General features: G+C 56.5%; 9 protein-coding genes. 6 read left to right on the forward strand and 3 right to left on the reverse strand.

The genetic code is table 11. The features are described from left to right. Positions 1-331: 331 nt before the first annotated feature. From SBL51_RS06385 to SBL51_RS06405, 5 genes are read left to right on the forward strand one after another with little or no spacing between them, the layout of a single operon-like run. Positions 332-2,782, forward strand: a complete 2,451-nt coding sequence (locus tag SBL51_RS06385) for a TonB-dependent receptor (RefSeq protein ID WP_317930064.1) — start codon at positions 332-334, stop codon at positions 2,780-2,782. Positions 2,783-2,835: 53 nt separating this feature from the next. Next, entirely contained in the window at positions 2,836-3,603 is a 768-nt protein-coding gene (locus SBL51_RS06390; protein ID WP_317930065.1) for an ABC transporter ATP-binding protein, read from the forward strand. A gap of 1 nt (position 3,604) precedes the next feature. Beyond that, the gene (locus tag SBL51_RS06395; RefSeq protein WP_317930066.1) at positions 3,605-4,411 is read left to right on the forward strand and encodes an ABC transporter permease; all 807 of its coding nucleotides are present in this window, start codon (positions 3,605-3,607) and stop codon (positions 4,409-4,411) included. Position 4,412: 1 nt separating this feature from the next. After that, a complete protein-coding gene (locus SBL51_RS06400) occupies positions 4,413-5,405 on the forward strand; it encodes an ABC transporter substrate-binding protein (protein WP_317930067.1) in 993 nt (330 codons plus the stop codon). Between the two features lie 39 nt (positions 5,406-5,444). Beyond that, the gene (locus SBL51_RS06405; protein WP_317930068.1) at positions 5,445-6,794 is read left to right on the forward strand and encodes an amidohydrolase family protein; all 1,350 of its coding nucleotides are present in this window, start codon (positions 5,445-5,447) and stop codon (positions 6,792-6,794) included. 84 nt (positions 6,795-6,878) lie between these two features. Here the strand turns inward: SBL51_RS06405 and add are convergent, their stop codons facing one another. The 3 genes from add to SBL51_RS06420 are packed head-to-tail and all read right to left on the reverse strand — an operon-like array spanning position 6,879 to position 11,024. Then, entirely contained in the window at positions 6,879-7,868 is a 990-nt protein-coding gene (gene add / locus SBL51_RS06410) for an adenosine deaminase (RefSeq protein WP_317930069.1), read from the reverse strand. Beyond that, positions 7,865-9,106: an acyl-CoA dehydrogenase family protein gene (locus tag SBL51_RS06415; protein ID WP_317930070.1), complete on the reverse strand. Its 1,242-nt coding sequence runs from the start codon at positions 9,104-9,106 to the stop codon at positions 7,865-7,867. The genes add and SBL51_RS06415 overlap by 4 nt, the downstream gene beginning before the upstream one ends. A 58-nt stretch (positions 9,107-9,164) precedes the next feature. Next, a complete protein-coding gene (locus tag SBL51_RS06420; protein WP_317930071.1) occupies positions 9,165-11,024 on the reverse strand; it encodes an adenine deaminase in 1,860 nt (619 codons plus the stop codon). A gap of 314 nt (positions 11,025-11,338) precedes the next feature. Here SBL51_RS06420 and SBL51_RS06425 point away from each other — a divergent pair, with 314 nt between their 5' ends. Beyond that, positions 11,339-12,652: an NCS2 family permease gene (locus SBL51_RS06425; RefSeq protein WP_317930072.1), complete on the forward strand. Its 1,314-nt coding sequence runs from the start codon at positions 11,339-11,341 to the stop codon at positions 12,650-12,652. The last annotated feature ends 121 nt before the right edge of the window (positions 12,653-12,773 follow it).

The raw sequence follows: 12,773 nt of genomic DNA on the forward strand, positions 1-12,773 counted from the left end.
ATCGCACTGCACCACGCCCGCCGCTGCCGGTAGCGCCACCTACCTCGCAATCACAAGCCGAGGTTATACGGTTAACCTCGCTATCCTATTGGTGATTACCAAGAAAAACCCAACGCCTCTGCACCAGAAAACCGCAAGCCGGTAGCAAACCGCCCCCGAGATATCCTGACCAATTGGACAAGATCGATGGTATAGCTCTTGCTAACACAAATCACGACAGGTGGCTTAAGCCGCGCTGCTATGGACTGGCACAGTTATGCCCACACATAACTGGAAGCTGCGGTTCTATAGGATATTTATTTGCACGCACTTTTTTGTTTAGGGGTTTTGTATGAAAAGAAGTTTTCTTGCGAGTTCCATCGCCGCTGCTTTAGCAACCTTGGCCGTACCAAGCGTCTTTGCTGAAGACGATGGCACTATGGAGACAGTGTCTGTCGAGGCCAGCGCCGACGACAAACTGGGCATCCTCTCCTCCGAGCCGGTCGACTCAGTATTCGGCTTCGGCAAATCCGTATACGAAACTCCACGTTCGGTCAGTTCCGTTTCGGCTGAATTCCTGGAGGAGTTCAACATTACCGGTATTAACGATATTGCCACCTTTATTCCTGGCTCCTTCACCACCTCCTTCTTTGGTGTTGCCGGTTCGCTCGATATTCGTGGTACACCAGCCGATAACTATTTCCGTGGTGTTAAACGCTTAAACAACGACGGTATCTTCCCAACACCCATCGGTGCCAGTGACCGCATCGACGTTATCCGCGGCCCCATGTCGCCTATCTCCGGCCCAAGCCGGGTGGGTGGTGCGCTGAACTTTATCCCTAAATCCGCCCGCGCCGATACCGGTGCCTATATGGATGATGCCAGCGGCCAGTTTGGCTACACCTTCGGCAAGTGGGACAAGAGCGTAATCCGCGCGGAAGTGGGCGGGCCAATGACCGTCGGCAGTAAGAAGGCGGGTTACTACATCTTCGCAGAAGTGGAAAACTCCGGCAGCTACTACGAAAATGACTTCAACGATCAAACCCTGGTGCAAGGCTCGTTCAACGTCGACCTGAACGCCACTACCCGGATCGAGTTTGGCGGCATGTACCAAAACTGGGATGGCCACGAAAACGGTGGCTGGAACCGCGTCACCCAGGACCTGATCGATAACGGTACCTACATTACCGGCCAGCCCAACTACACCCCGCCCGATGTCAATGGTGATGGCCTGATGAACGACGCCGAAATTAGCTCAGGCTTCACCGACAGCGCATTTGGTCCTGGCGTTACCTGTTTTGGTGGTTCGGTACAGCTCTTCTGTGTTGACTCCACCACATTTGGTGCAGCCGACCCAGCGGACTTCACCGCAGATTCCATTCCAGCCCAATACGGCATCACCCCAACCGGTACCGCACACCTGGATCACAGCCAGGTGCTGATTACCGACGAGGATCTCTATAAAACCGAAGCCACCACCCTCTACTTCGACATCATCCACGAGACCATGTCCGGTTGGACCTTCACCAACAAGTTGTTCTACGATTCCGCCGAATCTCGCAATAGCGACTCCTACGGTTTCTCCAAGGCGGGTGATACCTACGTTATTGAAGATCAATTCATTGTTGCCAAGAAATTTGAAAGCGATATGGTGACTGCCGATGTTCAGTTCTCGCCTTCTGTTCGTTACACCGATGCCTGGTACGCCAACGACTTCGTGCATGAGATCTTCGACCGTACCGACTTGACGGTCGGCTTCCTGCCCGCCAGCCAACAGGCCTCCAGTGTTAACAACGGCACTGTCTCTGAGCCCTGGGGTATTAACGACTACTCTGAAGCCATGCAGTATGGCCTCGCCTTCCTCACCGACATGAGTTTCTTTAAAGATCTGAATGTGTTGGTCGGCGTACGCTACGACTATGTGGAGATTGAAGGTCGCACCGGCACTCCGGCGGCGTTCTTCTCCCGTACCCCCGGCGCCAAAGCCTCGGATGAAGACGATGCGGTCTCCTACACCTTTAGTGTCTCATACAACCTCCCCTTCGGCGTTAACATTTACGGTACCACCGCCAAACAGTCCACCATTCTGGCCGGTACCCACGACGCCGTGGAGCTGGGCCTGATTCAAGATGGCAACTGGTTGGGTGAGTCGGAGATGAACGAGATTGGTATTAAAGGCCAGCTCTTCAGTGATCGCCTCTTCTTTGGTATTTCTACCTTTGATCAGGAACGTGTCTCCATTAACAGCAACGTGGCCGAATCCAACGAAGCACTGCAATCCGAAGGTTACGAGGTTGAGCTGCGTTGGGTACCGATCGATCCGCTCTCCATTATTGCCACCTACTCCAACACAGAAGTGACCCGCACCGACCTGGGCGGCGCCATGTTCACCTACCTGGGTGCGGCGGATCTGCCACAACTCGATCCAACACTCATTTGGGGTGGTGCAGTGAGCGGTGTCTTCTTCACGCCTGAAGATGAACCATCGCGTGGCGGTGTGCCCGAGAACGTCTACAGCTTGTCAGCGGCTTACCGCTTCAATGACAACTGGGCAGCCAACGTCAGCTGGACCAATGTCGACTCGGTTGAGCCTTCACCCATGGGTGGCCTGGTACTGCCCAGCTACGACATTGTGAACGCCTCGGTCTCTTATGTATCCAAAGAGTTTGAAGCCAGACTGGCGCTCAACAACGTTACCAACGAGGAGTACTACCGGGCCAACTTCCCAGGCTTGTACGGTAACCTCTCGGTACTGCCTGAGAAGCCATTCAGCTACACTGTTGATCTGACTTATAAATTCTAATCGCCATCGAAAGACCCCGGGCTTCGGCCCGGGTTTGACTACCGCAAACGACCGTGACTGCAACCATACCTTTTATTCAGATAAACCAAGTTGGTAAAACTTTCTCTGGCACTACGCCGGTACTGAAAGATATTAATTTCAATATTAACCGTGGCGAATTTATCGCCATTATCGGCCCCAGTGGCTGTGGTAAATCAACGCTGTTAAAGCTGATTGCCAATCTGATTTCCGCCACCACCGGTACCATTATTGTCGGCGGTGGCAAGAGTGATTTCTCTCCGGAGAAGTTAGGGTTTGTATTTCAGGAGGCCAACCTGCTGCCCTGGCTCACCACCGAGCAAAATATCGCGCTACCACTGAAACTGCGCAAAACCCCCAGCCAAGAGATTAAAACCAAGGTTGAGCAACTGCTGCAGCTGGTCGGCCTGAGTGACCGCGCCAAACACTTCCCCCGGCAGCTATCAGGTGGTATGCGCATGCGCGTCTCCATCGCCCGGGCATTGAGTACCAACCCGGAGCTGTTGCTACTGGATGAACCCTTTGGTGCACTGGATGAGATGACCCGCGACGACCTCAACGAATCGCTGCTGTTGTTGCGTGAGAAAAACCCCTGGACAGCCGCCTTTGTGACCCACTCCATTACCGAGTCGGTCTTTTTGGGTTCCAAGGTGTTGGTGCTCTCCGCCAACCCCGGCCAGATCTACCAGGTGATCGACGTCCCCTTTGCCTATCCGCGTACGGCTGAACTCAGAACTACGCCGGAATTCCAGGCCAAGGTAAGTGAAGTGACCGCCTGCCTGCACAGCTTGAGGGCCCTATAAGATGAGCCAATCGCTTAGCCTCAAACAGCTCAATGTGATTGTGCTGCCGCCCATCGTGTTCGGCGCATTAATGTTGGCTGTCTGGTACCTGTCGATCTATCTGTTCAATATTCCCGACTACCAGCTGCCCGCCCCTCACCAAATTGTGGAGGCGGGTATGGAGGAGTCGAGCACACTCTGGTCGGGCACCTTACAAACGGCGCTGGCCTGCGTCATCGGCTTTATGACCTCGGCAATTATCGGTGCAGTATTATCACTGGCGCTCGCCTCCAGCCGCTGGGCCTATAACGGTATCTACCCCTATGTGCTGATATTAAAAATGACACCGGTAATTGTGCTGGCCCCCATCATCACCCTCTCCTTCGGCCAGGGGTTAACCAGCATCACGATTATCACTTTTTTAATCTGCTTTTTTCCCATTGTCGCCAACACCACCATGGGCCTGATCACCATCGATAAAAATCTGGAGGACCTGTTTAAGGTTTACCAGGCCAGCGCCCGGCAGAAGTTGATTAATCTACAAATTCCCAACGCCATGCCCTACTACCTGACCGGGTTAAAAATTGCCGCAGCGTTAACGCCCATCGGCGCACTCTATGGCGACACCATTGCCGGTATGGGCTCCGGCGATAAAGCCGGCCTCGGCTTCGTGGTGGTGATCTTCAGCACCCAGTTAAAAATTCCGGCGCTCTACGCGGCGGCCTTCACCGCCTGCACCATCGGCTTCGTCTTTGTTGGCTTTGTCAGTTGGCTACACTGGTGGCTGCTGCACAATTGGCACAACTCTTACTCCTTGAAAGATGATTAATATGAATTCACTGCTGAAATTAGTCGGCCTGGCAGCGGCCGCGGTTGTGCTTAGCGCCTGCAACCAGGAAGCGACAGAGACAAGTTCAGGACCGGAGCTCACCAAAGTGGTGTTAATGAGCGACTGGTACCCACAGCCGGAACACGGTGGCTTTTATCAGGCTCTGGCCAAGGGTTTTTATAAAGATGCCGGCCTGGATGTGGAGATCCGCTCCGGTGGCGGTATTCGCGATATACGCCCGCTGGTGGCACTGCGCAAGGTCGATATCGCCATTGGCACCAGTGACACCACCTTAATTGGCGTCAGTCGCGGCCTGCCCCTGGTCTTTTTAGCCCCCTATTTTCAGCACGACCCCCAGTGTGTGATGTTCCACCCGGAGCTCGGTGTGAAAACCCTGGCCGATCTGGATAACAAGGTGGTTATGATGCAGGCATCACTCTCGCACGCAGAGTACATGACCAAAATCATGAAGCTGAACCTCAACTTCATCCCACTCGATTACAGCATCTCCCGCTTTGCCACCGACAAGAGTTTTGCCCAGCAGTGCTTTTTAACCTCAGAGCCGGTACACCTGGCCGCCCAGGGTATTGAGGCGGAGGTAATTCCCCTGTCGGAGTCCGGCTTCGACCCCTATCGCCATCTCTACACCTCCAAAGCGTTTCTGGACGAGTACCCCGAAGCGGCCAAAGCCTTTACCGAGGCCTCTATCAAAGGCTGGGTCGACTTTATGGAGGGTGACCCAACTCCCGCCTTGGAAGCCATCACCGCAGCTAATCCACAACAGCAGGCCGAGCTGATGACTCAGGCCATGGCGGCCATGAAGAAATATCACCTGGTGGATGGTTTCAGCGAGCGCGGCGAAGTGACTGGCACCTATCAAAAAGTCCGGCTCAACGATCAAATTAAGGCGCTAAAAGCGTTGGAGTTAATCGACCCGGAGCTCGACTATCAAAGCGCACTGCCCGAAGCGGAACTGCCCAGCCAGTATCAGTAGCGCCAGCAATCAATCGCTCCAATTATCGACAGCCACAGCATGACTCAAACCTTAATTAAATCCGGCCACCTCTGGGGCCATGGTGTGGCCGATCTCTTGATCGATGGCAACACCATCATCGCCATTGCCGCCAACCTGCCGGCGCCGGAAGGCTCCTGTGAGGTAATCGATGCACGCAATAAATTTATCTATCCGGGTTTTGTAAACACCCACCACCACCTCACCCAAACCCTGGCCAAGGCGATGCCGGCTGGCATCAATTCCGATCTCAACCACTGGCTGGGTGCCGTGCCCTATGCACTCTTGCCCAAAATTACACCAGAGGTGATGTACCACAGCGCCGTGGTTGGCTTTTACGAGCTGTTGCGTTCCGGCTGCACCACCTGTGCCGACCACTTTTATATCTACCACCAGGATTTTAATCCAGAGCTGGAGGCCGCCCTCTACCAGGCTGCCGAAGATACCGGCATTCGCTTTGTCCACTGCCGTGGCGGCTCCACCCATCTGGGTACCCACCGCGGCACCAGCAAGGCCCGTCAGATTCCTGAAGATATCGATCTCTTCCTAAAACGTTTGGATGAGACCCGCAGCCGCCACCATCAAACCGCAAGCGATGCCATGCACAAACTGGTGGCCGCGCCCACCTCCATTGTCCACACCAGTCCGCCGGAAGATCTGCGCCAGATCGCCGCCTATGCCCGTCAGCACCAGCTGCGCATGCACTCGCATCTGCTGGAGGTGCCGTTCGATAACGAAGCGGCGCAAACACGCTACGGTTTAAGCGCTATCGACTACGCCGAAGCCGCCGACTGGTTGGGGCCGGATGTCTGGTTTGCACACCTGGTGCACGCCGACAGCAGTGCTATCGCCAAACTGGCGGCTACTGGTACCGGCATCGCTCACTGTCCCACCTCCAACTGCCGCCTGGGCAGTGGTATTGCGCCGGCCGCGCTGATGGCCAACCAGGGTATGACCGTCAGCCTGGGTGTGGACGGCTCCGCCTCGGCCGAGTCGGCCAGTATGATGAACGAGATGCTGCTCGCCTGGTTGATTCATCGCGCCGTTGGCGGCCCCGAGGCAACCACCGTTGAACAGGTTTTTGATTGGGCCAGTATTAACGGCGCCCGTCTGTTGGGTTACGACACTTTGGGTAAATTAGAGGCCGGCTGGTTGGCCGATTTCTCCATTATTAATCTGGATCAGCCGCGCTTTTGGGGCGTGTGGGAGAAACCCTGGGCACCGGTAACCTGTGGTGAACCCATTGCAGTGGAGCAGGTATTTGTCAACGGCCGGCGGGTACTCAATAACGGCCAGGTCGGCAAGCTGGATTGGCAGCAGCTGCAAAACACCACGCAACAACTGGTCAGCCAACTGATGGCGGGCGATTAATTCAGCCCTCGTAAAATAGGCCTTATTAAAAATAGATCTTCGGATACTCACCAGAGCGCGGCCACTGCTGGCCGCGCTCTGGGTTTAGGCGATCTGTTCGGCCAGCTTGGCTTTGGTTTCGGCATCGCAAAAGCTGGCCGCCACCGCATTTATTTGCAACGCCTTTAAATCACTCAAACTGAGATCCAACTGCTCCGCCACCCAGCAGAGCTCCTCAATTAAGGTTTTATCCACCGCCTCCGGGTCATCTGTGTTGAGGGTCATTTTTACCCCCCGCTCGCGCAGGGCGGTAAAGGGGTGCTCCTCGGCGCTCTTGTACAGATGCACACAGTTGCTCGAGACACAGACGTTAAGGGTAATCCCCTCGCGGACTACCCGCTCGGTTAGGGCGCTGTCTTCAATCACGCGTACGCCGTGGTCGAGGCGATGGACTTTTAAATCATCCAGGGCACTCAGCACCCCCGCCGCCCCCGATGACTCACCGGCATGCGCCGTACAACCGAGGCCCGCAGCACGCACCAAATTGTAGGCCGGCGAGAAGCGGTCACCGGTAAAGCCGGCGGCTGCTTCGTTGCCATCCACCGACAAACCCACCACCCGCTGGCTGCGATTGGCCACCATCCACTGGGCCAGGGCCAAAGCTTCCATGGCCGTCTGTTGGCGCAAAATAGAGGGCAGCAAACGCACATCGACCCCCAGCTCCGCCTCCACCCGATCAAAGCCGGCACTTAATGCCGGAAACAGCTGCTCATAGCCGAGGTTGGCCCAGTGGGTTGGGTTAACAATCAGCTCGCAGTAGATAATATTTTGCGCAACGCAGTAGCGGCCAAATTGCCAGGCCAGTTCGGCCGCCACCTCGGCACTGTCGACCAGTGAACAGATCCAATCCAGCGTCTCCAAAAACTGGCTGAGATCCGCTGTGTCGAACAACGTTTCCAACGGCCGGGGCGGGGTAATATTTTTCGCCTGGCACTGGGCGGCAATAAATTCCTTGGAGATACACCCCTCCAGGTGGATGTGCAGCTCCAGTTTGGGCATCGCTTGAATAGCGGATTTCAATTCACCACTAATCATTGGTAGATCCCCGGCTCCGGCTCCCAACCGGTTAACAGATGGCGACCAATTTCGTGCATCTTCCACTCCACCGGGTCGTGCAACGATAGAGTACGGGCATTGCGCCACCAGTAGTCAAACGGTTGCTTGCCGGCGACACTGCGGGTGCCCATTAAACCGTGAATGGCACTGGTTGCCGCCAGGGCCGATTCATTGGCGGCCACCTTGGCGGCACTGATCGGCATGGCCAGCTGGCCGCGATCAATCTCGCCACGTTCAAAGCTATCCAGCAGGCGGCCACAGCGTTGCACCAGGGCGTATGCGTTGGTGAGGTCGGCCACATATTTACCAATATTGCGCCTAATAAACGGGTCGTTCACGGCCTGATCCACACCGGTGGCGGCCCAGGGCCGGGATTTCTCCTGAATAAAGGGCAGCGCCGCGGCAATCGCCCCCAGGCCCATACCCACCAACAGCGCGGAGAAACCCGCCTGATAGCGCAGGCTTGAGTGAATCAACGGTGCCTTGCCCGGAACCGATGCCACCCACTCGGGCGGGCAGACCACTTCGTTAAATTGAATGGAGCCGGAGTCGGTGGCGCGCTGGCCGAGGGCATTCCAATCCCGCTGAATATCGACCCCCGGCGTGCCCTTGGGAATTAACAGCAGTTGCATACCCAACACCGGATTCTCTTCGGTCGCCGCAGCCGGATTAAAACCCCAGGTGGCAATCTGGTCCGCCTCGGCGGCGGCCGTGGTATAGATCTTCGAACCGGTTACCACAAAGCTGCCATCCGCCTGGGCAATGGCGCGGGTATTAAGTGGTTCCACCGCGCTGCGGCCGGCCTCCGCCACCGCCAAACCCAGAACGTGGTTTTCATTTAAAATCGAATTGGCCAGGCGCGCCTGTTGAAACTCTGGGCAGTAGGCAAAAATTTCCCGCACCAGCTCGTCGTGCACTTTGAAAAGCTGCGCTACCGAACAGTCGACCATGGCCAGGCGCAGTTGTGCTTCCAAGCTGCAGGCGTGCGACACGCCGTAACCACCCAGGCTCTTCGGTACCGCCAATTTAAACAGCGGCGTATGGCGCAGGCAGGCCATGCTCTCGGTGGGGTAGCGGCCGCGCTGATCGTTGCTGATCGCCAGCGGCGCCAGCTGTTCACTGATTACCGCCTCGGCTTCAGCCAATAACGCCAACTCACTCTTCTCTAATTCCGGTGCGGGTAATACTTTACCCAGCAGGGGCGATAACGACTCCACGATCTTCTCCCAGTCTCTACTCTTTCACTAACTTCAATTCGGCTAAACCCTGCACCACTCAGGTGAGTGGTGGTGGCTCTTGGTGGGCGTGCTGCGGGCAGCGGCAACAGACCACCACCGGAATAAATTCCTGTTGAAAGCTGTCGATCAACCCCAATTCGGTGAGGCCGTAGTCGGGTACCCCGGCCAGGCCGACAAAAGCCAAAATCATAAATGGGCTGGGCAGCTGGCTGCCCAGACTATGGGCGGCGGCATCCACCTCATCGGAGGCCTGCAGCACGGATTCCCAGGGTTGGTCCGACATAATGCCCGCCAGCGGCAGCGGTAAGGCGGCGAGTACCTCGCCATCGGCCACGGCCACGTAGCCGCCGCCGTTATCGCGCAGGCTGTTGGCCGCCAGCGCCATGTCGGCATTGTTGGTACCCAACACCACCATATTTTGGTTTTCGCAGTTGGTGGTGCTGGCAATGGCGCCACGCTGCAAGCCAAAACCACGGACAAAGCCGCCCGCTTTTTTACCCGTAGCGTGGTGCCGGTCGATCACAAAAATTTTCGCGGTATCGGAGCTAGGCTCGGCCAGGACATCGCCAGCCTCAACCGGCAACTCAATTTCGAAGGCGCGTTTAAAGTAGCCGTCGTACATCTCCATGGCCCGTACCCGGGCACTGGTCGCATTCGCTTCGGCCTGAATTGCAAAATCGGCGGCGGTCACCGGGTAGCCAAAGTTGATGGTGTTGTAGAGATAATCCGGCAGCGGGTCGTTATTGCCAAACAGCACCCTGCCGCTTTCTGATGTGCGCTGACCATCCTGGTAGGTGGCGACAATGTTCACCTCGGCCAGGTTATCCAGAATCAACAGGTCGGCGCGGCGGGCGGGCGTGACGGAGCCAATAATATGGTCGAGCCGGTAGTAGAGCGCGGCATTGAGCGAGGCCATGGCGTAGGCCTCCAGCTCCGGAATGCCACAGCCGATGGTTTTGCGCACGTGGTGGTCAATATGGCCGACCCGCTGAAGATCATCCACGTGGCGGTCATCGGCACAGAAAGAGAAGAAGGGTAACGCCCCCTGCACGGCTTTCGGGTCGGCAAATACCGAGGCGATGTTGTCGTTCATGGAGCCGGCCATCACCGTAATAGCCACACCGCGGCGAATGCGGTCCAACACCTCATCCACCTCAAAGGCGTTGTGGTCGTCGCCAATGCCGGCGGCAATGTAGCCATCCAAGGCGTCGCCGCCCACCCGTGCGGTGTGGCCGGTGTTGCGCCGCCCCAGCTGCAGGGCCGAGGCAAACAGGCGCGACGCCCGTTCATCCACGGCAAAGGGGTTGCTCTCGCCCACACTCACCGCATTGCAGCGTTGAATGCGCTCCATCTGCTCAACCTCGGTGACCGTGGCACCGCCCAACTCCAGTTTCGGTGAGCGCGGTATACGGCTGGAGATCTGTTGGAAAATTTTCAGGGGGGTTCCAGTTTCCGCCACCCAATCCATCGCCCTGGCCCCCAGGACATTGCCAATGCAATTGGGGTCGGCCAATACCGTACCCGTCCCCTTGGGAATCACACAGCGGGCAAACTCACCCGGGGTGAGCAGCGTGTATTCAATATGGAGATGGGTATCAATAAAACTGGGGGCAATAAATTTTTCGTCCAGGTCGATGATGGTGGTCGCCTGATAATCACTGCCACGTGGCTTGAGCGCGGCAATAAAGGCCCCGGAGATCAACACATCCAGCGGTAGTATCTCTTTGCTGTGCAAACAGAGCACGCGGCCACCGCGCAGCGCCAGGTCCGCGGGGGCCTGGCCGGCGGCCACCGCGTTAAGCCGCATTAAATCTTCCGCACTCGGTGCATAGTGGGCGCCCAGCGCCCCCGAATTGAGCGCGGCATAGGGGTTGCCGGCTGTAGGGTCATTAGCCATTAGATGAATGGAACCTGTACTTTGCCAAATTCGTGTATAACCAAATAGTCAAAATTTTGGGTAGCCACAGCGGCCGGCCAAAACTCAGCGGTTTAAGGCAAAGCAATAGCCAGACCAATCAGAATTGAGCTCGACTAAAGCCTAGGGAACGCTATTTGCTAACCACTAAGTCAGGTTTTTTGAGAGGAGCCGCAGGGTGTTGTCCCGCAAGAGCCCAGGTTCAAGCAACGCACCCTTACGAAGCACAGCAAAGCAGAACGCACGGCTTTGGATAGACCACCCGACAAGTTGAACGACCCGTTATGAGATCGAGATTGGACCAATTTTTCAAAATCAGCCAGCGGGGCTCCTCGCTGCGCCAGGAATTCATCGCCGCACTCACCACCTTTGCCACCATGTCGTATGTGTTGGCTGTGCACCCGAGCGTGTTGGCCGACGCCGGCATGGACCGCGCCACCATGATCACCTGCACCGCGCTGGCCGCTGGCATCTTCTCCATCTTAATGGGCGTGATGGCCAACCTGCCGATTGCCCAGGCGCCCGGTATGGGCTCCAACGCGCTGTTTGCCTACACCATCATCCTGGTGATGGGCGTGCCCTGGCAGGCCGCACTGGGGTTAACCTTCTGGAGCGGCGTGATCTTTTTTCTGATGACCGTCACCGGTGTACGGCGGTTGTTACTCGAGGCCTTCCCCAATGACCTGAAAACCGCCCTGACCGTGGGCATTGGCCTGTTTCTGATGTTCATCGGCCTGAAGAACGCCGGCATTGTTGTCGCTGCGCCGGCACCGGTATTAATTGCCGTGGGCGACCTGAAAAACCCGGCGGTACTGCTGGCCGCTATTGGGGTACCGGCCATGGTGCTGCTCGCACACAAAAAGGTACCCGGTGGCATTCTCATGGTGATCGCCGCGATTACCGCCATTGGCTGGTTTATTCCCAACAGCAGTGGCGGTACCTTAACCGCCGTACCGGATGCCATCGTCTCAAAACCCGTCTCCTCTACTTCGCTGTTTATGGCCTTCGACCTGGGCTACCTGTGGAAGAATTTTGCCTTCGCCTTTCCCGTGTTGCTGTCACTGGTTTTTATTGATCTGTTCAGCTCTCTGGTAGCCATTCGAGCCATGTGTATCCGGGCTGGAATCAGCGAGGGCGCCAATAACAGTAAGCCGATCTATCGAGCGCTAGCCGCCGATGCCATCGCCACCATCGGCGCCTCTGCCATCGGCACCTCCACCACCAACGTCTACGGCGAATCCGCTGCTGGTATTGAGAGCGGCGGTCGCACTGGCTTGACGGCGATATTTGTTGGGCTCTTTTTTCTGCTGGCGCTGTTTGTGAACCCGCTGCTGATGATTATCCCCGCCCACGCTACCGCACCGGCGTTGATCCTGATTGGCATATTGATGTTTACCGAAGTCCGCCATATTCAGTTCGACAATCTGGCGCTGGCCGGCCCGGCAATTTTATGCATGATTTTAATGATGGTGACCTCCATCAGCGATGGCCTGGCCCTGGGGTTAATCTCTTACGTGATAATTCGTGTACTGTCTGGCCAAGTTTTTAAAGTGAGCCCAATGTCCTGGTTATTGGCCGCCTCGTTTGGCCTTTACTACCTACTTATTTAACGCTCTCACGTCTGACTCTGTGGCAGATAAGGGGGGCTGAAACAGGGAGGGGGAACGCTTATCAGGCAGTGCGGCGCTCACGCGACCTGATAAGCGATTAGAGGCGGGCCTCTATCGGGGA

Origin of the sequence: Halioxenophilus sp. WMMB6 (assembly GCF_033283405.1) — a bacterium.
Classification (GTDB): Bacteria; Pseudomonadota; Gammaproteobacteria; order Pseudomonadales; family Cellvibrionaceae; genus Halioxenophilus.

Coding starts and splice junctions, on each gene's coding strand:
- SBL51_RS06420 (WP_317930071.1), bottom strand. CDS start 11,024: ATGGCTAATGACCCTACAGCCGGCAACCCCTATGCCGCGCTCAATTCG.
- SBL51_RS06405 (WP_317930068.1), top strand. CDS start 5,445: ATGACTCAAACCTTAATTAAATCCGGCCACCTCTGGGGCCATGGTGTG.
- SBL51_RS06385 (WP_317930064.1), top strand. CDS start 332: ATGAAAAGAAGTTTTCTTGCGAGTTCCATCGCCGCTGCTTTAGCAACC.
- SBL51_RS06395 (WP_317930066.1), top strand. CDS start 3,605: ATGAGCCAATCGCTTAGCCTCAAACAGCTCAATGTGATTGTGCTGCCG.
- SBL51_RS06400 (WP_317930067.1), top strand. CDS start 4,413: ATGAATTCACTGCTGAAATTAGTCGGCCTGGCAGCGGCCGCGGTTGTG.
- add (WP_317930069.1), bottom strand. CDS start 7,868: ATGATTAGTGGTGAATTGAAATCCGCTATTCAAGCGATGCCCAAACTG.